24 protein-coding genes are annotated in these 21,381 nt (G+C 36.9%); 19 read left to right on the forward strand and 5 right to left on the reverse strand.

Annotated elements, in window-relative coordinates:
• The first annotated feature begins 15 nt into the window (after nt 1-15).
• The 10 genes from ACE2AL_RS05660 (at nt 16) to ACE2AL_RS05705 (ending at nt 7,852) form a co-directional block, all read left to right on the forward strand.
• Entirely contained in the window at nt 16-702 is a 687-nt protein-coding gene (locus tag ACE2AL_RS05660) for an urease accessory protein UreF (protein WP_206082859.1), read from the forward strand.
• Between the two features lie 29 nt (nt 703-731).
• Nucleotides 732-1,364, forward strand: a complete 633-nt coding sequence (gene ureG / locus ACE2AL_RS05665) for an urease accessory protein UreG (protein WP_206082858.1) — start codon at nt 732-734, stop codon at nt 1,362-1,364.
• Between the two features lie 2 nt (nt 1,365-1,366).
• Nucleotides 1,367-2,332 carry an urease accessory protein UreD gene (locus ACE2AL_RS05670; protein WP_206082857.1) on the forward strand — a complete coding sequence of 322 codons (966 nt, stop codon included), beginning with the start codon at nt 1,367-1,369 and terminating at the stop codon, nt 2,330-2,332.
• A 167-nt stretch (nt 2,333-2,499) separates the two neighbouring features.
• Nucleotides 2,500-3,492: an urea transporter gene (gene yut, locus ACE2AL_RS05675; RefSeq protein ID WP_206082856.1), complete on the forward strand. Its 993-nt coding sequence runs from the start codon at nt 2,500-2,502 to the stop codon at nt 3,490-3,492.
• Nucleotides 3,493-3,523: 31 nt separating this feature from the next.
• Nucleotides 3,524-4,699, forward strand: a complete 1,176-nt coding sequence (locus tag ACE2AL_RS05680; protein WP_206082855.1) for an ion channel — start codon at nt 3,524-3,526, stop codon at nt 4,697-4,699.
• A gap of 100 nt (nt 4,700-4,799) precedes the next feature.
• Nucleotides 4,800-6,035, forward strand: coding sequence for an SLC13 family permease (locus ACE2AL_RS05685; RefSeq protein ID WP_375084135.1), 1,236 nt, complete (start codon nt 4,800-4,802; stop codon nt 6,033-6,035).
• An 18-nt stretch (nt 6,036-6,053) separates the two neighbouring features.
• On the forward strand, nt 6,054-6,653 hold the full coding sequence (locus ACE2AL_RS05690) for an ATP-binding cassette domain-containing protein (protein ID WP_206082853.1): 600 nt from the start codon (nt 6,054-6,056) through the stop codon (nt 6,651-6,653).
• 146 nt (nt 6,654-6,799) lie between these two features.
• Complete coding sequence (crcB, locus tag ACE2AL_RS05695) at nt 6,800-7,180, forward strand: fluoride efflux transporter CrcB (protein WP_206082852.1); 381 nt, start codon at nt 6,800-6,802, stop codon at nt 7,178-7,180.
• A gap of 12 nt (nt 7,181-7,192) precedes the next feature.
• Entirely contained in the window at nt 7,193-7,570 is a 378-nt protein-coding gene (locus tag ACE2AL_RS05700) for a CrcB family protein (protein WP_206082851.1), read from the forward strand.
• A gap of 48 nt (nt 7,571-7,618) precedes the next feature.
• The gene (locus ACE2AL_RS05705) at nt 7,619-7,852 is read left to right on the forward strand and encodes a hypothetical protein (RefSeq protein WP_349415666.1); all 234 of its coding nucleotides are present in this window, start codon (nt 7,619-7,621) and stop codon (nt 7,850-7,852) included.
• Nucleotides 7,853-7,986: 134 nt separating this feature from the next.
• On the opposite strand, the gene ACE2AL_RS05710 is transcribed toward ACE2AL_RS05705, so the two are convergent.
• The 5 genes from ACE2AL_RS05710 to ACE2AL_RS05730 all read right to left on the reverse strand — a co-directional run bounded on the left by ACE2AL_RS05710 (nt 7,987) and on the right by ACE2AL_RS05730 (nt 12,966).
• Entirely contained in the window at nt 7,987-8,991 is a 1,005-nt protein-coding gene (locus ACE2AL_RS05710) for an FUSC family protein (protein WP_375084136.1), read from the reverse strand.
• Between the two features lie 237 nt (nt 8,992-9,228).
• The gene (locus ACE2AL_RS05715; RefSeq protein ID WP_353165770.1) at nt 9,229-9,837 is read right to left on the reverse strand and encodes a ferric reductase-like transmembrane domain-containing protein; all 609 of its coding nucleotides are present in this window, start codon (nt 9,835-9,837) and stop codon (nt 9,229-9,231) included.
• Entirely contained in the window at nt 9,837-10,844 is a 1,008-nt protein-coding gene (msrP, locus tag ACE2AL_RS05720; protein ID WP_206082847.1) for a protein-methionine-sulfoxide reductase catalytic subunit MsrP, read from the reverse strand. Before msrP ends, ACE2AL_RS05715 begins: the two co-directional genes overlap by 1 nt.
• Nucleotides 10,845-10,933: 89 nt before the next feature.
• Nucleotides 10,934-12,298, reverse strand: a complete 1,365-nt coding sequence (locus ACE2AL_RS05725; protein WP_375084137.1) for a heavy metal sensor histidine kinase — start codon at nt 12,296-12,298, stop codon at nt 10,934-10,936.
• The gene (locus tag ACE2AL_RS05730; protein WP_272681222.1) at nt 12,295-12,966 is read right to left on the reverse strand and encodes a heavy metal response regulator transcription factor; all 672 of its coding nucleotides are present in this window, start codon (nt 12,964-12,966) and stop codon (nt 12,295-12,297) included. Before ACE2AL_RS05730 ends, ACE2AL_RS05725 begins: the two co-directional genes overlap by 4 nt.
• Nucleotides 12,967-13,192: 226 nt before the next feature.
• On the opposite strand from ACE2AL_RS05730, the gene ACE2AL_RS05735 reads away from it, so the two are divergent.
• From ACE2AL_RS05735 to ACE2AL_RS05775, 9 genes are all read left to right on the forward strand, one after another.
• On the forward strand, nt 13,193-13,510 hold the full coding sequence (locus ACE2AL_RS05735; protein WP_206082844.1) for an MGMT family protein: 318 nt from the start codon (nt 13,193-13,195) through the stop codon (nt 13,508-13,510).
• A 520-nt stretch (nt 13,511-14,030) separates the two neighbouring features.
• The gene (locus ACE2AL_RS05740; protein ID WP_206082843.1) at nt 14,031-14,351 is read left to right on the forward strand and encodes a helix-turn-helix domain-containing protein; all 321 of its coding nucleotides are present in this window, start codon (nt 14,031-14,033) and stop codon (nt 14,349-14,351) included.
• A 182-nt stretch (nt 14,352-14,533) separates the two neighbouring features.
• A complete protein-coding gene (locus ACE2AL_RS05745) occupies nt 14,534-15,076 on the forward strand; it encodes a fimbrial protein (protein ID WP_206082842.1) in 543 nt (180 codons plus the stop codon).
• Between the two features lie 85 nt (nt 15,077-15,161).
• A complete protein-coding gene (locus ACE2AL_RS05750; RefSeq protein WP_206082841.1) occupies nt 15,162-15,701 on the forward strand; it encodes a fimbrial protein in 540 nt (179 codons plus the stop codon).
• An 80-nt stretch (nt 15,702-15,781) separates the two neighbouring features.
• Nucleotides 15,782-18,250, forward strand: a complete 2,469-nt coding sequence (locus ACE2AL_RS05755; protein ID WP_371007061.1) for a fimbria/pilus outer membrane usher protein — start codon at nt 15,782-15,784, stop codon at nt 18,248-18,250.
• An 87-nt stretch (nt 18,251-18,337) separates the two neighbouring features.
• Nucleotides 18,338-19,045, forward strand: coding sequence for a molecular chaperone (locus tag ACE2AL_RS05760; protein ID WP_371007075.1), 708 nt, complete (start codon nt 18,338-18,340; stop codon nt 19,043-19,045).
• A gap of 10 nt (nt 19,046-19,055) precedes the next feature.
• Entirely contained in the window at nt 19,056-19,670 is a 615-nt protein-coding gene (locus ACE2AL_RS05765) for a fimbrial protein (protein WP_206082838.1), read from the forward strand.
• Between the two features lie 2 nt (nt 19,671-19,672).
• Nucleotides 19,673-20,794, forward strand: a complete 1,122-nt coding sequence (locus tag ACE2AL_RS05770; RefSeq protein WP_375084138.1) for a fimbrial protein — start codon at nt 19,673-19,675, stop codon at nt 20,792-20,794.
• Between the two features lie 8 nt (nt 20,795-20,802).
• On the forward strand, nt 20,803-21,366 hold the full coding sequence (locus tag ACE2AL_RS05775; protein WP_272539055.1) for a fimbrial protein: 564 nt from the start codon (nt 20,803-20,805) through the stop codon (nt 21,364-21,366).
• Nucleotides 21,367-21,381 lie beyond the last annotated feature (15 nt).

Raw genomic sequence — 21,381 nt, forward strand, 5'->3', positions numbered from 1 at the left:
AGTAAGGAAAGTGATATGGAAGCATCTGACCTAATTAGAATTATGCAGTTTGGTGATTCAGCACTACCAATTGGTGCATTTACATTTTCAAATGGGGTTGAATCCGCCATTCAAAAAGGTGTTGTCCACGACAAAGAAACGCTGAAATCTTTTGTTCATACGTCTTTGAGTGTCGCAGCTCATTCAGATTGTATCGCCATTGTGGCGGCTCATCGTGCTGCTATTGCTCAAGATAACGACACATTAGCGAAGGTTGATTGGGCGGTACATAACCGTAAATTGAATGAAGAAGCACGCATAATGACAACCCGAATGGGGAAAAAACTCGCTGAAATCTCAGTCCATATTTTTGAGAACCCACAAGTGAGTGGGTGGCTTGCGAAAATCAAAGCTAATGAGGTTCCAGGGACTCAGCCAGTAACACAAGCCATTGTTATGGCTGTTCAAGGGATCGCGGAAAGAGATGTTGTTGTGATGCACCAATATGGTATTGCCATGACCATTTTGAGTGCTGCGATGCGGCTAATGCGTATCACACACTATGAAACACAGCATATTCTTTTTGAATTAAATGAAGAAATTAAGGTTTTTTGTGACATCGCAGCTAATGGTGACATAGAGCAAATGTCCTCATATGTTCCTGTGATTGATGTCTTAGCTGCGGTACACACTAAATCGTTTGTCCGTTTGTTTATGAACTAACGAACAACTAAAAATTTTGGGGAAAAATGATGAAAAAAATGACTCGGATCGGAATTGGTGGACCAGTAGGTTCAGGAAAAACAGCAATTATTGAAGTGATCACCCCGATCCTCATTGAAAGAGGTATTAAACCGCTAATCATCACGAATGACATTGTGACGACTGAAGATGCAAAACAAGTAAAACGCACCTTGAAAGGCATTCTTGATGAAGAGAAAATTTTAGGTGTTGAAACAGGGGCATGTCCTCACACTGCAGTACGTGAAGACCCAAGTATGAACATTGCTGCAGTTGAAGATATGGAAGAACGCTTCCCTGATAGCGATGTGATTATGATCGAAAGTGGCGGTGATAATTTAACTTTAACCTTTAGCCCTGCACTTGCTGACTTTTACATCTATGTTATTGATGTAGCTGAAGGTGAAAAAATTCCACGTAAAAATGGTCCAGGTTTAGTTCAAGCCGATATTTTAGTTATCAACAAAATTGACTTAGCGCCTTATGTTGGTGCCAGTCTTGAAGTGATGGAACATGATACCAAAATTGTTCGTGGCGACCGCCCTTATATACTGACTAACTGTAAAACGGGGGAAGGGGTTGTTGAGTTGGTTGATATGATCATGGATAAATTCCTCTTTACGCACCAAGTACCAAGGGGGTAAAGATGACGAATTTCAGGGCAGATATAGCAAATACTCCAACGCGTGTTAAAGCTCATATTTTAGGCAGCAATGCACCTGAACTCGCCGCATATCAAGATGAACCGAAGCAAATGCAAAGTGGTGCTGTTGGTAAAAGTGGTTACTTAAAATTAAGGTTTGCTCAAGGAGAGTATCGTAGTGAGCTGGTGGAAATGGAGCGTCGCGTTCCTTCTTTAGTGCAAAAAGCGCTGTATTGGGATGAGTTGATGCCCCATCTACCCTGCGTCACTATGATCTCTACCTCTGGTAGTTTACTGCAAGGTGATAGGCAAGCCCTTGATATTATAGTTGAAAAAGGTGCTTGTGCTCATGTGACAACGCAATCTGCGACCAAGGTTCATATGATGGAAGCCAACTATGCCACACAGTACCAGAATATTATCGTTGAGGAAGATGGGTATTTAGAGTATTTACCCGATCCTATAATTCCTCACCGTAATTCTCGGTTTATTACTGACACGCGGATTAATATTCATCCAAGTGCGACAATGATTTATTCCGAAATACTCATGTCGGGCAGGAAATATCACCACCCAGATGAACAGTTTGGATTTGATGTTTTTTCATCCCATATTCGAGCAGAATCATCGTTCAATAAAGAATTATTTGTTGAGAAATACATTTTAGAGCCAAAAAAATCACCGTTAAATCTTAAAGCGGTTATGGATAGCTTTGATACTTTTGGCAATGTTATTTTACTGACACCTAAAATTCATCATGAGCGTATTTTAGAACGTCTAGATGCGATATATGACCCGAAAAATGAAATTGCTTTTGGTGCAACTCAATTACCGAATGACTGTGGATTAATATTTAAAGCATTGGGGGTTGATAGTCCAAAAGTGAAGGATGCTGTCAGATATTTTTGGCAAATAGCGAGAGAAGAGATATTAGGTATTTCGCTACAAGAACCTTTTTTATGGCGTTAAATGCGGTTTATTACATTAAATGTTTATTATTGCATTTAATACAAAATAGTAATGGTTGTCATAAAGTGACTGAAATAACCGGTTAGGTTATCAAAGTAATTTATTAATATATTATCAGTAGAGTAATTTTTATGATTTCTCTACTGATATTCCTATCAAGGAATTTCATGATGGAAAAAATAATAAATCAGAATGCTTGGAATAAGTTAGCCAGCAAAAATATAGCGATACAATTTATTGATATCGTCTTGCGTGGCTGTGCTCAAGTTATGTTTCAAAATAACGCACTCACCGGACTTCTATTTTTTATTGCCATTTTCATCGGTGCGTTTTTAGAAGGCATGCCGCAAGTCGCTTTAGGTTGTTTGTTAGGTACCATTGTGGCTACACTTACCGCTTATATTAGTAAATTAGATACTGAATCACTGCGCTCGGGGCTTTATGGATACAATGGTTGCTTAGTTGGGGTTGCTCTTCCTACTTTCTTAGAGAATACCCCATTTGTTTGGGTAACAATCGTATTAGGGAGTATCGTTTCTGTTATAGCGACTATCTCTTTAATGGATTTTCTAAAAAACTGGAAAGTTGCAGCATTAACAGCCCCTTTTGTTTTAGTATCATGGATCATTTTACTCGCGAGTTACAATTTCTTAGGTATTGAAGGTGTTGCATTGCCGACCCCCGCATTACCTAAACAACTTATTGAACCTATTGGGTTAATTCCTCATAGCGATCTGGTTGCTGATATTTTCCGTGGTGTCTCGGAAGTATTTTTACTCAGTAGCATGATTGTCGGCATTCTTTTTGTCATTGGTCTTGCGGTTAGCTCTATATGGGCAGCGATATTTGCCGTATTTGGTTCTCTTCTTGCTTTTATTGTTGCAACTCTTTTAAAAGGTGACTTTTCGAGTATTCATACTGGTTTATATTCATTTAGCGCTGTATTAACTGCGATTGCTTTAGGTTCTACCTTTAATAAACCGAGCTATCGAGTGGTCGTTTATGCCATCGTTGGTGTGATATTTACCGTATTTGTTCAAGGGGCACTCGATATTATTCTTGAACCATTTGGTATCCCGACCTTAACGATGCCATTTGTTCTAGCATCATGGCTATTTCTAGTACCGAATCAAGATATTATGCCTAAGCATCGGCAGTAATATTTGCACTAAAACTTTTTGGTATTCAATTATGAAAAAAAATGCAATATATAAATATATTCAAAATATGAGAATGCTACGCTTAGTGCTCTCATTATTAATACTTGTAGATGGGATATTGATTATTATCCCCATCATCTCAACTTATGATTTTCATTTATACCCTCAGCATCTAGGTTTTGTTGATTGGCTACAATCTTTAGGATTAGTTAAGTTATTAGATATTCCAAGATTTGCTATTGGAGTTGTACTCATTATCCTTGCTATTCCTACATATTTAGGCCTGCGGATCGGTTGGTTATTTAGCTGCTTTATGCTGTTTATTATTATGTTAATTAACTTGGTATTAGCAAGGGAAAATGTCCTGACTGGAACTTTTTCACTGATAGTACTGATTATTGCTGTTGCAAATTGGAAAGCATTTAATCGCCATAGCTTATCTGGTGCAGGCTTTGTTGCTTTCATGAGCTTAAGCGTATTATTGGGTTATTCTGTATTTGGAACTTTGTATTTAGGCGAACAATTTCAACCCCATGTTACTGATATTTCATCAGCATTTTACTTTGCTCTGGTATGTATGACGACGGTGGGATTTGGTGACATTATTCCAATTAGCGTTGAGGCAAGACTGTTCACCATTTCGATTGTAATTTTAGGTATTACAATTTTCACAACCTCTATTGTTTATTTTTTAGGGGTATTTGCAAAAAGCACACAGGAAATTGTTAAGAAGAGATTATTCCGTATGAAAAACCACTATATTATTGTTGGCGCAAGCCCCCTAGCTTTAAACACCTACCACGGATTAAGAAAGCGCGACTTAGATGTCATGGTGCTTTGTCATGAAGATCAAAAAAAGAGCTATCCAGATAATGCGCAAGTTATTGTCACAGCGCAAATTAATAAACATACATTAAATAGCGCTAACTTAGATCAGGCAAAAGCGTTATTTATTTTAGGTGACTCTGATTCTGAAAACACCATTTCTATGTTGGCTGCGAAAGAAATTGTTGGTGGAAATATTAAAAGTGTTATTGCTGTAAATGATGACAAAAACTACGAAAACATGCAGCTACTACATGCGGATTTACTCATTTCGCTTTCATCTTTAGGAAGTGAAGTTCTGATTAAAATGATCTTTGGTGAAAACATTAATAACCAAGTGATGGAAAATATTATTTTTTCAAACAACATATTAGAATCATAATATGCTGGAGTCCCAATAGAAAATTGCTGCTGTGGAGTATCTGCAGCTTTATCATTTATACGAAGAAATAAAAATATAGATAAGAGATAGAGAGTTTATTATGGATCTAACCGTTATTATTTTTATTCTAGTGTATGTCGCAATGGCTTTTGGGACTTTCCCAGGGATTAAAATTGACCGTACTGGTGCATCTGTAGCGGGGGCATTGGCCATGATAGGGTTTGGGATTATCTCGCCCAAAGTATCTTGGAATGCAATTGATTACAGTGCGATTGGATTACTATTTGGCTTAATGGTGGTATCTGCATCATTTACAGTATCAGGATTTTATCACCAAGCGGCACAAAAAGTGGCGAGCTTAAATATTAGCCCACCTAAATTAATGGCTGTTTTCATTATGGTTGGCGCACTTCTTGCCTCTGTACTTACAAACGATATTGTTGTGGTGGCGATGACGCCTTTATTGGTTTCCGTTACATTATCTCGTGGTCTTAACCCAATTCCATTTTTACTTGGCTTTTGCTTTGCGGCCAATAACGGTGCCGCAGGTTCTTTAATTGGCAGCCCTAAAAATATGGTTGTGGCACAAGGATTGGATTTATCTTTTATTGGCATACTCAATATTACGGCTATTCCAGTCTTATTTTCAATTCCCATTGTATGGTGTGTGATCACTTTGCTTTACCGTAATCGTTGGTATTTATCTGACGATAAAAAGTCAACATTGTCCAATGGCGAACCTTCGATTATTGAATTCAATTGGTGGGAAACGATAAAAGCCGCTACGGTTTTATTTGCGGTTATTCTCGCTTTTTTATTTAGTGATTTACCTCGTGAGCTTGTTGCATTGTCAGCAGCCTGTTTTTTATTGTTAAACAGAAAAATAGCGTCCAGTGACATGTTAAAGCATGTTGATGGAGACTTAATTCTTTTAATGATGGGGTTATTTATTATTAATACCGCATTTTCTAATACTGGTATCCCTCAGGAGATATTGCATTATCTATTGGGCAAAGGTATCGACCTAAATAGCCCTATTACGTTATTTTTGGTCACCATCGTAATGAGTATTTTTGTAGGGACGACACCAACGGTGATTTTATTGATCCAGTTTGTTTACCCTCATGGCAATGTCGATTTGTTAGGTGCTGCGTTAATTTTAGGGGCCTGTTTTGCGGGTAATATATTTATATTTGGTAGTATTGCAGGGATTATTGCTGTTGAGCAATCCTCTGCGCATGGTATTAAAATATCGTTTTTAGAGTTTACAAAATCAGGCGGTATTATTTCCATTATTTGTATTTTTATTGCTGTTGTTTGGTTATCCATCTATTAGTTTATAGAGAGTTTCAACATGTTAGAAGTCAAAAACTTATGTATAAAGCAAGATAACCGTACATTATGGGATTCACTGTCATTTTCACTGAATAAAAATGAGCGCCTAGGGATTTCAGCACCGAGTGGTTTTGGTAAAACAACATTAGGCCGTGTATTAGCCCAATGGCAAATACCTGCGCAAGGAGATGTGCTATTTAATGGAAAAAAATTGTCTCAAAACGAATATTGCCCTGTTCAGCTCGTTCCTCAACATCCTGAAAAGTGCTTTAACCCTTATCGGACAGTCGGTGAAAGTGTGAAGGATGCTTGGGAGCCTGCTCCATACTACCTTGAACGTTTGTTTATTAAATCAGAGTGGTTGGCTAGAAGACCAAATGAACTGTCGGGCGGAGAGCTTGCTCGAATTGCCTTATTAAGAGCATTAGACCCAAGAACAAAAACCTTAATTGCAGATGAAATCACTGCACAATTAGATGCTCACTTACAGAAAGATATATGGCAGTTTTTAATTCAGCTCTCGGAAGAAAGACCATTATCGATGATTGTTTTTAGCCACAATAAATTCCTATTAGAAAAGGTATGTACATCGATTTGGAATATAACAATATCAGAGTGAACTATTTTAAATTATCAAAAGTATTCACTGGCTATTTAATTATGCTCATTTAATGACTGTTAATTTTTGATATTACATTAATGTATTTAATTTAAATTCTAGAAACGATGTTTTTATATCTATGATATCAAATAGAGGATGCTGCAATGGTAGCTATTGATATTTTATTAGTTGGAGCTGGCGGAGGTATTGGTTCACTACTGCGTTGGTGGATTGGTCGCCTAGTGGGCGAGAGCTATCACGGAAAATTTCCATTATCAACGTTCATCATTAATATTTCTGGCGCATTTGTTATTGGTTTTTTAAGCCGTTATTTTTCTATTGATTGGGATGACCGCTATGGGACATTTCTACAATCAGCTATTTTAACAGGGTTACTGGGGGGGTATACAACATTCAGTAGCATGCAGCTTGATGCCTTGAAGTTGACTCAAACTAAACAAAAATTACTCGCACTCTTTTACTTATTAATTTCGGTTTTATTTGGGTTAGCTGCGGCATTTATTGGTGCTTGGTTAGCAAACTAACAGGGGCTAAAAATGAATATTATGATCTTAGTTTTTATTGGTGGTGCAATTGGCGCAATTTCCCGAGAATTACTGATGGTGTCTGTTCCTACCATGAATGATCACTTTCCCCTTGACATATTTATAGCAAATATTATCGCATCATTATTGCTGGGCATTGTCGCTGGACTATTAATGAGGAAGAAAATAGGCCAAGGGATGAATGCATTTTTTGCCACAGGTGTAATGGGTGGATTATCAACATTTTCTAGTTTTGTCTATGGCGCCGTTGAGATAATGAAGTATCCAGGGGCTTTCTTAGTGGCAGTTAGTTACTTGATTTTAAGTGTCGTTATCGGGTTTGCTGCTATCTATATTGGATACTCAGTGAGTAATAAGCAATATAGTTAAATATGATACTGTTATTTTTAAGTTTACAATAGAACAAGGAGCTTTGAAATGAAAATAGCTAAATCAATATGGCATGGAATTACTTCAGAGCCTTATAGATTACAATTGTTTTTTGATTTAATACTTTTGGTATTATCACCTGTGATATTTATCAGCATAATTGGTTTTGACACAAAAACATTAAATATGGATATTTTCACTATTACATTAATTATTTTAGTTTATATTTACATTACACGTTGGTTTAGCCGCTGGTATTGTAATAGAAGTAAAAATAAATAATATGTATGAAAACTTTTATAAGAGTGTAGTTATTTTTTTTGTTATGGTTTTCTTCAATGGCAGTCTAAATATAGAGGAAGCTTCAACATTTACTTAAAGAAGGCTTCCTTATTTTTATTACTATAAATTTTAATTTATGATTTTTCTTTTTTTAGGATCCTAAAAATATTTAAAACTAAGCTTGCAAGAATTGCAACAGCACCACCGATAAATGTCTCATATGCTCTTGATATCGGTAGTAAGTAACTTGGGTTATGTAAAAATTGAGTTTCTTCAAGAAGAAGTAGAACAAAAACAGTAATAGAAAATGTTTTTAGTAGATAATTTAAGCGGAAAAGTGTTGGCATGAAAAATATGATTAAAGCTAAAACTGCTAAGTAAATATAAGTTTCCTGTGATTTGGTTATGCTAAACATGGCAATAACAAAAACGGCTGCCAATAGACTTCCTAAAAACCTAAGTAAGGTAACCTTTATTATGTGCATTTCTTTTGGATGGAGTAACATAATGAATGTTAGAGGCGACCAATAAGGTTTATATAAATTTAGATAGTCAGGTATTGAAAGACTTAAAAATAGAAAAAAACTGAATAAGAAAGCGCGTATATATACTTTTTCATCACTATGATATATTTCCTTTGAAAATAATCCATTTTTAAATGCATGACTTTCAAAATTTTTATGTCTAAGTAAGCTAAATGTAAGCAGACTAATAGCAACCCCTGAGATAAAGGCCATCGGCAAGTCAAAGCTAATAGAGTCAAGTGTTGTTCCCATACAAGAAAAGATAATCAAAAATGGAAATGTACGATCTAAGTAATCATCTTTTTTGTAAAATAGGTAATAGCAATAGGAGAGGATAAATAAGTAAATATGAAAATAAATTGTTAGCTTTAGTATAAAACCAACCCCCCCACCAACGATAACTAAACATAATAAAAAAAATACATAAAAAATATTACTACTATCAGGCTTTGTATCATAAACGACATTAGAGAATAGTGTTGTTAAAAGACCAAATGTCCCACCTATGAAGCCAAATAAAGAAAAACAAATAGTTGAATTGACTATGGCAGTAATCAAAAAAACTCCATTATTTCTAAAGCTAATATATTTATTTTCTTTATTAATATCTTTCATGTTAACTACTCACTCTATCTTTTTTAGTTATTTTCACCATCTATCTTAGTCGAGTTATATCGTAAATTAAAGAATTGTTTTAGTCTGTGATAACTCTGAATATACATTGAAAATATAAAATTATTTTTGTTGGCATGTATTTTTTAGAGGTGTTTAAAAGTATTCGAATTATGTTTAAACATATCATAAAAAGATATAAAAAAATAAACGATAGGTTTTATTCATTTCAATTTATATTTATGATGAAATAGACATTTTCCATTGATTCTTTATACGATAAAAAAATGCACATCCAACTAGCCCTAAATAGATAAAAGGTTCAGGTGTGAGTGTTTTGAGTGACAAAATGTAATGGCAAAGTACAAGTAAGAGGGTAGGGTAAAGTAGCATATGGACTCTTTTCCACCATGTACCTAACCAACTACGTATACAGTTTAATGAGCTAATAGCCATCAGAAATAAACATAGCCAAGCGATAGCGCCAATAACTAAATAAACTCGCGAATAAATTTCTTCAAAAAATAACCCCAAATTATTTATACCGATTTCAAGTAACAGATAACTGCTTAAATGTAGAGCTGCCCAAAAAAAACACCAGAGCCCAAGTGCTTTGCGTGTTTGAAACAATGTGGTAAATCGTAATAATTGAGCAATAAGTGGGATGCACGCAATCAGAACTAATAAACGTAACACAGTGATCCCTGTAAAATGTTGTATATCTTTAGTGGGATCGGCGCCAAGTTGCTGGGTATCTATTAAAAAAATTAACCACAACAAAGGGAGTAGAGCAACAAGGTGAATACTCCCTTTGGTTAACAATACTGTTAGTTTATTTTCTTGGGACATTAATAGTATCTCCGCAAGTCCATTCCTTGGTATAAGCTTGCCACTTGGTCGGCATATCCATTAAAGAGCAACGTGGGTTGCCGAGTTACTTGGCCTAAGCCACCTGCACCAATAAAACGTTCAGTTGCTTGTGACCAGCGGGGGTGGTTTACGTGAGGATTTACATTGGCATAAAAACCATATTCATCTGGTGCAGAAAGGTTCCACGTTGTTTCGGGCATTTGCTCAGTTAGGCGGATTTTCACGATAGACTTAATGCCTTTAAAGCCGTATTTCCAAGGAACGACTAGTCGGATAGGTGCGCCATTTTGGTTAGGTAAGCTTTTTCCATATACGCCAGTGGCCAATAAAGTGAGTGGATTCATTGCTTCATCTAAGCGTAATCCTTCCACATAGGGATAGGCTAACCCGCCACCAACATAACGACTTTTTTGCCCAGGCATTTGTTCGGGGGCGTAACGTGTTTCAAAGGCGACATATTTAGCTTTGCTCGTAGGTTCCACTAGCGCTAATAACTTCGCAAGTGGAAAACCAACCCATGGAATAACCATCGACCACGCTTCTACGCAGCGCATTCGATAAATACGTTCTTCTAAGGGAAACTTAGTGTTGATGTCATCTAAATTGAGAGTCATTGGATGGCTAACTTCACCCTCAATCGTGACAGTCCATTCGTCAGTGACTAATGTATGAGCATTATCGGCGGGATCTGACTTACCGAGTCCAAACTCATAAAAGTTATTATACCCAGTCACTTTATCTTCTGGTGTCAGAATAAGTGATGATTGGTATTCCTGAGGTTGAATAAATATCAGCGATTTTCTAGGCACGGTTGGAGTCGCGGGGGTATCGTCACTAAACCAAGAAAATAAACCTGCATTTGCCGTAGATGCAAGGGTTAATCCTGCGGCTCCGATACCCAAGGCTTTAAGAAGTTGTCGGCGTTTCATAAAAAAAATCGACTCATCTGTGATTTGAGACGTCGGAATTTTTGGTGTTTTTTTCATTGTGCGCTCCAGAGTAATAAGGTGGGTTAAATCTGTTATATCAAACGCGCAAAAAATAAAGCTGACAGTAAGATGACAAATTTGTCATCTTACTTGATTGTAGGAAATCGGAGGGTAATTGTACTGGTACCTGAGCAGTGTTCAAAGCTTACTGACCCACCATGCAATTCAACAATTGCTTTAACAATTGCTAATCCTAAACCAGAGCCTTCTGTTGAACGAGCATTATCCCCCCGCCAAAAACGAGTGAAAATTTCCTCATTATCTTGCAGCAGATCGCCTTGGTTAGTGATTTTAATTTCTTGGTGGTTTGGATATGTAGTGATTTCAGTGAGTACGCGAGTTTGTGCGTGAGAAAATTTAATTGCATTTGAGAAAATGTTAATGAAAACTCGGGTGAGTAGTGTAGGGTCAGCATAAAGGGTTAATGACGATGGCTCACATGATAGCTCGATTTGTTTTTCTTGTGCATAGGCGGAAAATAGCTCATACACCTCATCAATAACTTGAAATAAAACGATGTTTTCGCGATTCAACGTAATGTTCTTATTTTCAGCACGGGCAATAAATAGGGTGTTTTGGATCATTTTAGCCAGTTTATCCAACTCTTCGATATTACTGACGATCATCGTTTCATATTCGGCAACACTACGAGGCCGCTGCAATGTAACTTCATTCTGCACACGAATAGCATTAATTGGGGTTCTTAACTCATGGGCTAAGTCATCAGCCAATTGGGTGAGTTTAACAAAATCATGCTTCAATCGTTGGCGCATGGTATTCATTGATTTACCCAGCTCTTTAAGCTCTTGCGGCAACTGCTCAATATCGATAGGGTTCTTTAATGTATAAATATCTGTTTTTGCTGTGATTTGGCTAAGCGATTGAATATCTGACAGTCCTTTTTTCAAGAGCCATATACTGAGTATCCCCATGAGTAATATTGAAAATGCTGAAACCAGCATACTTTGGGTTAAATATTGGGCTAAGATGCCACTGCGGTCGACCGATATTTTGCCGAGAACAACTTGTAAGGGCCCTTGTGGGGAGTTTGAAACGAAATATACGGAGGAAAAGGAGATCCCCTGCGCTGTTTTCCCATGGTTGATAACATTGAGATTTAATTGTTTTTGTGGCACTAATTTGAGTTGTTGGGTATCAAGTTGCGCATTATTTGTCGAAACTAATACGCGCCCAGCGTCATCCGAGATTTGGATAATATCTTGGCGCATATCCATCATGCTTTGGAAATACATGGGAAGCGTTTTGATATCAATACCACTGGAAATTAACTTGGCGAGCTGGTGGGCTCGGTTAATGAGTAAGTTGTTATCTTGTTCAACGAGCTCATTTTTAAGTGAGTGATACAAAACCCACGTCACCATACCTGCATTTACAACCATCAAAGCAATAAATAATGAAATAAGCTTAAAGCGTAGCGATTTTTTTTTCATTTTTCTGGCCTATTTAAGCGATATCCCATACCACGAATCGTTTCGATGAGTTTAACGTCAAAATTATCATCGATTTTCTTTCTTAGCCGGCGAATAGCGACATCAATAACATTGGTATCGCTGTCAAAATCAATCCCCCAAACTTCACTTGCAATTAATGCTCTCGGCAAGATTTCATCACAATGCAGTACAAAAAACAGTAAAAGAGAAAATTCTTGACGGGTTAAGGTGATTTTTATACCACCACGTTCAACTTCATGGCGAGTAAGGTCTATTTTTAAATCCGCAACCGCCATATTTGTAGATGTGGGTTGATGAACTTTTAAGAGATTTTTAACCCGAGCGAGTAATTCTGAGAATGAAAATGGTTTAACGAGATAGTCATTTGCACCGAGCTCTAATCCTTTAATTCGGTCGTCTACTGCATCGCGAGCGGTGAGGCAAATTACAGGAACATTTTTAGATGTCCTTAAAATTTTCAAAATGTCCCAGCCATCCATGCCAGGGAGCATAATATCGAGAATAACTAACTGGTAGTTATTCTCTAAGGCAAAATAGAGACCATCACGGCCATCTTGGGCAGTATCCACAAGAAAACCTGCTTCTTCTAAGCCATTTTTAACCCAATGTTGGGTTTTTATATGATCTTCAATTAAGAGTATTTTCATGAAATTCGAACGGTAACCTCAATTTGACTTTATTTTATATTAAAGAAACTTAGGTGTGTTTAACAATTAAAAATCATAGGGTCGTGGCTGTGAAGGCGATTTAGAGTGATAATACATTCTATTGTCTGCTCTGATTTTAGACGTATCATGGGCTTTCTATATTAAATATAGGCCTACTTAATAACGTTACTAAGTTAAGTAACATATTGAATATAAGCAATTTATTATGAATAGCACTCCCTCTTTTCAAGATATAATTTATCACTTAATCGGTAGTATCCCTGAAGGCCGAGTCGTGACTTATGGCACGCTGGCCAAAATGGCGGGTTACTCTACTTATGTACGACAAGTATGCCAAGTGATCCGCACGATCCCCGCAGACAGTACTTTGCCGTGCCATCGCATTATAAATGGGCAAGGGAAATTGTCTGTGAAAGGGGAGAGCTATACGCGACATAAAAAAGCACTTATCAGTGAAGGCATTATTTTTGATTCAAATGATAAGATAAAGCTGAAACAATATTTGTGGGAAGGGCTTAGCTAGAAGGGAAATTTCGAACTTCAATTCTCGACCTCACTGATGAATCCTCTCACTATGATTCTAAAACCACATAAATATGATTCTAAAAATCCCCTTTACGCTTAGTGAGCTAAACACTTCATTTTTTAACAGGCTAAGATAAGTCTTAAAAAAATATTTAAGATAAAATTAAACCCAAAATACGAGTGGAAAAATTTTATTTCATTAACTTTAGTGGTTAAATTTTAACCTAAATAAACATGGCGCGGGTTAAAAGTATATATTGATATTTTAAATTGTATCAATTTGTAAATATTTAACTAAGTATTTTCACTACCAAAAAATTAACTCTTTGTTATTCAATGGTTATTTACTTTAAGTTTCATTTTTTTGTAACAAATACTTATTTTAATAGGGCGGTGTTTTTTTTTAATAAAAATAGATTTGCACTATCAATTATACAAACTAAATATTCAGACATATAATCATTCTAAATTTAACAAAGTGTCTAAAATTTATTATTTAATATAAAGGTTAAATAAAGATGGCTTATTTTTCTAAAGGGATAAATATAGAAATAGGACAGTATTTGCGAGGGATAAGGAAAGAGCAAAACTTAACAGGAAGCGAACTGGCAAAAAAGTTAAATGTGAGTCAACAACAAATTTCTCGCTATGAAACGGGAAAAACGAAATTAACGTTTGAAATGATGGACACCATCTTAGCACTATTTAATAAGTCATGGCGAGATTTTTTTAATCATGTAATAGATAAGCATGATAACGAAAGATTAAAATGCATTGTAATGAATGAAAAAAACTATTATTCGATCTTAGATAAAGATACAAAAAAAATGTGGCGATAATTTTTGCTCATGACAATTAAGAACAAGGCATGATAAACAGATAATACAAATAAATAAATTTAACTTGTCAAGGTGATAACTTTATTAAAAATAATCATTATATGGATTAATGATTATTTTTATCTAAAGTTGTTATGAACAACTATTATAGCAAAATATAAATCATACAGGATTAAATTAATATGAAATTAAATAAATTTGTAGTCGGCGCAGTATTAGCATCAGGTTTTGCTTCATTTGCAGCTATGGCCGCTTATACAGGTACCCCAACTAACGGTACAATTGAAATTACAGGTGAGCTTGTTAACTCTGCTTGTGGTTTAAGCGAAGAGTCAAGCCCTGTAAAAGTTAATTTTTACCAAATCCCTGTATCAAATTTAAAAAATGGTGAGCGTGCAGGTAATGTTAAAAAAGATATCGTTCTGCAAGGCTGTGATACTACAGTAGCTCAAACTGCAACTGTTACTTACACGCCATCTACAGTAAATCCGAATGATAGCGCATTAGCTGCATTTACTTCAGGAACAGCAAGCGGTGCTGGTATTGGTTTAAGAGATAATGGAAATCAAGATGTTGTATGGGGCCAGGCTTCTACAGCGGTTAACTTAACTAATGGTAAAACAACAATTCCATTTGTTGCATACCTGAAATCAGATAACGCATCTAATGCTGTTACTCCAGGTAACTTCGATTCTACAATTAACTTCCAAATCGATTACCAATAATTTGGAATTAATTTAGTGATTGTATGCGGAGTATTAAATACTCCGCAATACTGAGCCTAGAAATATAATTAAAGCGGTGTTACCCATGATAATTCGAGTTAAAAAAATAGCATTAAGCTCTAGTTTATTATGGCCCTTATTAAGCTGGGGAAGTGCTGTAAATAACACCCCAGGTGATATTGTTATGCAAGGCGAGTTAATTGAGGCTTCTTGTAATATCGATCCTGATAGTCGAGAGCTTTGGATTAATTTCGGGGAAGTGAGTGCACGTGAAATCACGCCTGATGCTAATTTACTTTTAAGTAAAAATTTTAATATAAAGCTAGTCGGTTGTACGCTTCCTTCCGAAGATAAAGGTAGTGCATCAAGAGCTCAAATAACAATGATGGGAAGCACTGTGGACCGCGGTCAGTTACTTCAAGTTAATGGCGATTCAGAAGGTTTTGGTATTCAATTAAAAAATTCTCATGGAGAAATACTAAAATTCAATACAAAGCTACCTGATTATACATTGCTCGAGGGACGAAACAGTTTGGAGTTTACTGCAACTTTAGTCGCTTATCAAAAATACATTAAGGCGGGTGAATTTGCAGGTGTATTGAGATTTAGAATGGATTATTTTTGAATAAATATAAAAATATTTGCGATTTTATTAAGAATCGGATTGGTCTTTTAGAATAGCTAGTGAATTCAGAGTGAATTAAAATGATTATTTTCAGTGGGAATATAAAAAAAATATTTGCAATATATATTGCAATGCTTTGTTACTCACCTAATATGTTAGCTAACGATATTGTTGAATTTAATACAGATGTATTAGATGTCGGGGATCGTAATAATATTGACTTAACTCGCTTTTCAAAAGACAACTTTGTATTTCCTGGTACTTATCTATTAGATGTTTATATTAATGGGCAATCATTATCGCAGCAAAAAGTTACTTATATCATTGACCCTCAGGATAGTGAAAAAACGCTCGTTTGTTTTACGCCTGAACAAATTGATATGCTGGCACTTAAAGAAGATGCATTAAAGAAAATTCAGGCGATCTCACCAGGATGCTCGAATATTTTACCTATATCAGGTGTCAAAATTAATAACTTCGAAGGTAAGCTTGATATCACAATGCCGCAAGCTTGGATGAAGTATTCAGACCCAAGCTGGGTACCGCCTGAGCGTTGGGATACAGGTGTTTCAGGTTTATTGTTCGATTATAACCTAAATGGTTCGATTTCACGTTCTTTAGTCAGGCATACAAGTAGACATTCTTTATCTGCTTATGGCCAAGCTGGAGTGAATTTAGGTGCATGGCGTTTTAGAGCTGATTACCAAGCAAATTACAATGAGCGTGGTGACAGAAAATTCGATTGGAATCAGTTTTATGCATACCGCCCTTTAATTCATATAGCGGCTAAATTAACTCTGGGTGAAATTTATTTAAATTCGCAAATTTTCGATACTATTCGATATACAGGACTTAACTTAGCCAGCGATGAGCGTATGTTACCACCAAATTTAAGGGGATATGCGCCGCAAATCAATGGCATTGCTAAAAGTAATTCAAAGGTGATAGTGAGCCAAGCAGGGCGTGTTGTTTATGAAACGACAGTACCTGCGGGGCCATTTAGTATTCAAGATTTGCAAAGCTCAATTCGAGGAACTTTGGATGTTAGAGTTGAAGGTGATGACGGTGATGTATCCACTTTTCAGATTGATACCGCCAATATCCCTTATTTAACTCGACCTGGTTATGTTCGTTATAACGTCTCAATGGGTAAGCCTTCTCGCTTTAACCATAAGCCAGAAGGGCCAATGTTTGCGACAGGAGATTTCTCTTGGGGGCTGAGTAATAACTGGTCGTTAATTGGAGGGATCTTATTTGCCGGCCGGGATTATACCGCACTTTCAGCAGGGTTAGGCCGTGACTTATCTGTATTCGGAGCTTTGTCTGCGGATGTGACACAATCAGTTAGCCGAATTCCTGGTGAAAATACAGAAACGGGGTCTTCTTTTCGTCTGAGTTATTCAAAATCTTTTGATGAAATAAACAGTACGATCACATTTGCGGGATATCGCTTCTCACAAGATAAGTTTCGCACACTATCACAATATTTAGATGAACGTGAAAACCGTTATTTAGGTATAGGTCGCCAGAAAGAGATGTATACCATCACCGCGAATAAAACGTTTTGGGCAGATGAGCCTGATTGGCGAACAACACTATTTTTAACTTACACGCATCAAACTTTTTGGGATCAAACATCTCAAGATAGGTATGGCTTGTCTGTTGGTCGAACATTCCGATTAATGGGCATCGATGGGGTTTCTACGAATATTGCCGCTTATCGTTCAGATTATCGAGGAAGACGTGACGATAGTGTCTCCCTTTCTGTCTCTGTGCCTGTTGGTGATAGCCGTTGGGCGGGATATGACTTACAAAATAGCGGAAGTAAAACAAGTCATATGTTGTCGTATAGCGATAATAGAGATTTCAATAACTTATGGCGAGTAAGAGCTGGGCGTAGTGGTGATGATCGTGTGCAATTTGACGGTTATTATCAAAAGCGCACTCAACTTGCTGATGTAAATACCAACGTCAGCTATCAAGAAAGACAAACTGCATCCATCAATGGGACATTGCGCGGCGGCTTTACCGCAACAGCCTATGGTGCCGCACTACATAATAGTAGCGCAACAACTGATACAGCCAGGATTATGGTCGATACCAATGGAATTAGTGGTGTGCCATTTAACCATGAAAAAACACGAACAAACTGGGCGGGTATTTCAGTGGTACCAGATATCGTGAGTTATTACAGCTTCGATACCCGTATTGATGTCGATAAGCTAAATAGTGATGTTGATACCAACAAAGCGATCGCAACGTCAACACTGACGGAAGGGGCGATTGGTTACCAGCGATTTGCTGTTGCCCAAGGTGAAAAACTGATTGCCACAATTCGCTTTAATAATACAGTTCCTCCGTTTGGGGCGGATGTGACCAACGCTGACGGTATTAATGTTGCAATGTTGATGGAAGATGGATTGGCGTATTTGATGGCTGTAAATCCTAAAGAAACATTAACGGTCTCTTGGGGTGGGAAAGCGCAATGCAAAATTCAATTACCTGAAAAAATTAATCCTGGTATGTCAGTTTTACTGCCTTGCCAATAATGAAATGACAATCAGAACAAGTTTTTAAATAAGGTATAAAAAATGGCGATTTGTATAAAAAAATGGGTGGGTGGTTTACTGGTAATTATGGCTGGAGTAAGCCAATCATATGCAGGAATATCACTAGATAGAACTCGGTTGATTATTACCGGTGCGGAAACCTCTTCGAGTGCTAATTTATCAAACACCAGTTCAAGTATTCCCTTTTTAGCGCAATCTTGGGTTGAAGATGCAAATGGGAAAAAAATTACATCTCCATTAGTTGTATTACCCCCATTACAGAGAATTAATGGCGGACAAAAAGGTGTTGCTCGAGTCTCAAAAACAGCGGAAATAGATAAACTTCCTCAAGATCGCGAAAGTTTATTTTATTTAAATGTTAGGGAAGTGCCACCAAAGCCAGATAAACCAAATGTTTTACAATTAGCGATGCAATCGCGCATCAAATTATTTTATCGACCAACGGCAATTATTCCCACGTCAAAAAGTGCAATTTGGCAAGACCAAGTGACATTTTATAAGCAAGGAAATAACTGGCGAGCTGAAAACCCGACACCTTATTTTGTCACTATTATTAGTTTAAATAATAAGTTGATTACAGAGGGTGGGAAAAAATTAACGGATTTTCCAGGGGTAATGGTAGCGCCTAAATCTCATCTAGATATTAAGGTTAATGGAGCAGGTGAAAGCTTTACCATGATGTATGTGAACGATTACGGCGGCCATCCAGAACTAAAATACAGCTGTAATGGAAATGTCTGTAAAGCACTACCACCGGAGCAACAGCCACGCTAGGAGTATTCGAATGAAAATTAAATGCTTAGGGTTTGTGTTACTAGGGGTCGGCAGTTTTTCTGCGGTTGCGGAAATGGCTGATGATAAAACCTCGCGTCAAACCTTATTGGATGTACACAGTACTGTGCATTTTCAAGGGAGTGTGTATGCATCGCCTTGCGTTCTTGAATTAAATACTCAGGAACAATATGTTGATTTAGGTGAGGTAAGTGCGCGGTCATTTCATCGTATTGGCGATAGAAGTACACCAGTGACTTTTAGCGTGAGGCTTAAAGATTGCCAGCGTGGTGCATCTAGATCCTTTGTAAATTCGGCGGGAGAAGCAACGCAAAATGGTAAGCGTTATTACCTAACAGGTGAAAGCGCGGTTTCGTTGAGTATTGCGGGGGATTCTGATTTCTATAATTCAGATTTAGTGAGAGTTAGTGGTGGTGTTAAAGGTGCGGGATTGCGTATTTTCAGCCAAGACCATGAGAATTTAATGCTTAACCAACCTAAAGGCTCATGGGTGCTTAAGCCAGGGGATAATAACATTACCTTAAACGCATCTTTAGAAGCAACAAGCCAAGTTGTTTCAGCAGGTAATTTTAGCGGATTAGTTAGGTTAAAACTGGAGTATTTATAACAATGTCTATATCCAACAATAAAATATTAAAAGATATAGCGATCGCGACTAGTTTGGCGGTAGTGGCATTGTTACCTCTGTCAGTATTTGGGTATCCACATGGGGCTGTAATACCCGATGGAGGGACCTATACATTCGAAGCAAGAATGAATAACCAGCTTTTGATAAATGAAAAAGACGCAGAGACGGTATTTAATTTTGATGTTACAGACTGGCCTTATTTTGATATTTATTGTCAAACTTATATGCAGCCTGGTGGGCCAGGTAACAACAATCCCGATTCTGGAATGACCTTTGATTTAATGTCAACAATACCCCAATCAATGCAAAATCCGGGTTATTTGACCTTAAATGAGTATTTCGATGTGAAAGTTGAAATCCAGCTTGGCGGGACGCAGCCTAGGAAAGTGGCTGTTCCAGCATCGAACTTGTGGAATGGGGGGTCTGATCCAATGGAGTGTAGGCCGACGAGTACAAATAGCCGTCCTTATGCAGTAACGCTTCGAACAGGCTCTAGCGGAACAGTAACGTTTAGGTTAAAAAAACCGATTATTAATGGAATTACCATAAACCAAGCGGAATTAGTTCAAGTATTTGCTAAAAAAGGAACCGCGACTAATGGATTAACGTCTTATCCACCAATTCCATCAACACGTGTTGTACTGGCTGCGGGAATTATTACAGTTGCTGATGAATGTACGATAAATGATGGAAATCCAATTAATATTGACTTTAAAGATGTTGCAAATACAAGTGAACAATTAAATGGAATTAATTATGCAGAACCTTTTAATATCCCAGTGAAATGTAGAGGTGGAAGCTTTACGACGGGGGATCTGAACATCAAGTTATCTTTACTCCCAGGTGCTTCAGGTCAAGCCGATTTTAATGCGGATTATTACGGAACATTAAAAAATGGCGTGAAGCGAACAAACCTTGGCATTGTTATTAAAGAGAATTTGACGGGAGCATTAGTTAAACCTAACCAAGCTTATACTGTACCTAATTTTTTTAATAACCAAGGTACTTGGAATTTAACTGCGGCACCAATTGCAGCTCCAGGTAGCACAGTGGACGATGGTGAATTTACAGCGACAGGCACGATCCTCGCTGAATTCCAATGAGGTTAACAATGCAAAATAATAATCAAATATTAAACACAATTTATTTATCGGTATGTTGCCTTTTTTTATTTGGTTCAAATCAGGCTGTTGCAGATATTACTCATACTAATATGGGGAGTTATTCTTTTAGGGGTAATGTGATGGTTACACCTTGCCAAATTGCACCAGGTAGTGAAAAGGTGCCAGTAGACTTTAAAGAGGTTTCAGTAAAAGAGCTTTATTCAACAGGAAAATCGAAACCTTTATTATTTTCGATTCATTTAATAAACTGTAATACGTCTGTATTTAACGCGGTAACAGTAACATTTAATGGAGTAGAAAATACTAATCTCCCTGATCATTTAGCGATTAATGACAAAAGCGAAGCGAATGGAATCGGGATTGGACTATTAAATTTAAATGAAACACCGATAGAGTTAAATGTTCCATCATTGGCGCAAAATCTGGCGGATAATAATACTGAGCTTCAATTTAAAGCTTATGTTGAAGCTGAACCAGAAGCTCGAACTAATCAGACTATTACATATGGGCTATTTTATAGCACCGCATATTACACATTAAATTATCAGTGATAAGTAAAATAAATA

The sequence above is a fragment of the Providencia xihuensis genome, assembly GCF_041953405.1.
In the GTDB taxonomy this organism is placed as follows: Bacteria; Pseudomonadota; Gammaproteobacteria; order Enterobacterales; family Enterobacteriaceae; genus Providencia; species Providencia vermicola.

Excerpts from the sequence above, each read along its gene's own strand:
- ACE2AL_RS05705 (WP_349415666.1), top strand. The coding sequence starts at position 7,619 with ATGAAAATAGCTAAATCAATATGGCATGGAATTACTTCAGAGCCTTAT.
- ACE2AL_RS05745 (WP_206082842.1), top strand. The coding sequence starts at position 14,534 with ATGAAATTAAATAAATTTGTAGTCGGCGCAGTATTAGCATCAGGTTTT.
- ACE2AL_RS05750 (WP_206082841.1), top strand. The coding sequence starts at position 15,162 with ATGATAATTCGAGTTAAAAAAATAGCATTAAGCTCTAGTTTATTATGG.
- yut (WP_206082856.1), top strand. The coding sequence starts at position 2,500 with ATGATGGAAAAAATAATAAATCAGAATGCTTGGAATAAGTTAGCCAGC.
- ACE2AL_RS05685 (WP_375084135.1), top strand. The coding sequence starts at position 4,800 with ATGGATCTAACCGTTATTATTTTTATTCTAGTGTATGTCGCAATGGCT.
- ACE2AL_RS05690 (WP_206082853.1), top strand. The coding sequence starts at position 6,054 with ATGTTAGAAGTCAAAAACTTATGTATAAAGCAAGATAACCGTACATTA.
- ACE2AL_RS05770 (WP_375084138.1), top strand. The coding sequence starts at position 19,673 with ATGTCTATATCCAACAATAAAATATTAAAAGATATAGCGATCGCGACT.
- ACE2AL_RS05765 (WP_206082838.1), top strand. The coding sequence starts at position 19,056 with ATGAAAATTAAATGCTTAGGGTTTGTGTTACTAGGGGTCGGCAGTTTT.
- ureG (WP_206082858.1), top strand. The coding sequence starts at position 732 with ATGAAAAAAATGACTCGGATCGGAATTGGTGGACCAGTAGGTTCAGGA.
- ACE2AL_RS05760 (WP_371007075.1), top strand. The coding sequence starts at position 18,338 with ATGGCTGGAGTAAGCCAATCATATGCAGGAATATCACTAGATAGAACT.
- ACE2AL_RS05730 (WP_272681222.1), bottom strand. The coding sequence starts at position 12,966 with ATGAAAATACTCTTAATTGAAGATCATATAAAAACCCAACATTGGGTT.
- ACE2AL_RS05775 (WP_272539055.1), top strand. The coding sequence starts at position 20,803 with ATGCAAAATAATAATCAAATATTAAACACAATTTATTTATCGGTATGT.
- ACE2AL_RS05755 (WP_371007061.1), top strand. The coding sequence starts at position 15,782 with ATGATTATTTTCAGTGGGAATATAAAAAAAATATTTGCAATATATATT.
- ACE2AL_RS05660 (WP_206082859.1), top strand. The coding sequence starts at position 16 with ATGGAAGCATCTGACCTAATTAGAATTATGCAGTTTGGTGATTCAGCA.
- ACE2AL_RS05670 (WP_206082857.1), top strand. The coding sequence starts at position 1,367 with ATGACGAATTTCAGGGCAGATATAGCAAATACTCCAACGCGTGTTAAA.
- msrP (WP_206082847.1), bottom strand. The coding sequence starts at position 10,844 with ATGAAAAAAACACCAAAAATTCCGACGTCTCAAATCACAGATGAGTCG.
- crcB (WP_206082852.1), top strand. The coding sequence starts at position 6,800 with ATGGTAGCTATTGATATTTTATTAGTTGGAGCTGGCGGAGGTATTGGT.
- ACE2AL_RS05680 (WP_206082855.1), top strand. The coding sequence starts at position 3,524 with ATGAAAAAAAATGCAATATATAAATATATTCAAAATATGAGAATGCTA.
- ACE2AL_RS05710 (WP_375084136.1), bottom strand. The coding sequence starts at position 8,991 with ATGAAAGATATTAATAAAGAAAATAAATATATTAGCTTTAGAAATAAT.
- ACE2AL_RS05715 (WP_353165770.1), bottom strand. The coding sequence starts at position 9,837 with ATGTCCCAAGAAAATAAACTAACAGTATTGTTAACCAAAGGGAGTATT.
- ACE2AL_RS05700 (WP_206082851.1), top strand. The coding sequence starts at position 7,193 with ATGAATATTATGATCTTAGTTTTTATTGGTGGTGCAATTGGCGCAATT.
- ACE2AL_RS05740 (WP_206082843.1), top strand. The coding sequence starts at position 14,031 with ATGGCTTATTTTTCTAAAGGGATAAATATAGAAATAGGACAGTATTTG.
- ACE2AL_RS05725 (WP_375084137.1), bottom strand. The coding sequence starts at position 12,298 with ATGAAAAAAAAATCGCTACGCTTTAAGCTTATTTCATTATTTATTGCT.
- ACE2AL_RS05735 (WP_206082844.1), top strand. The coding sequence starts at position 13,193 with ATGAATAGCACTCCCTCTTTTCAAGATATAATTTATCACTTAATCGGT.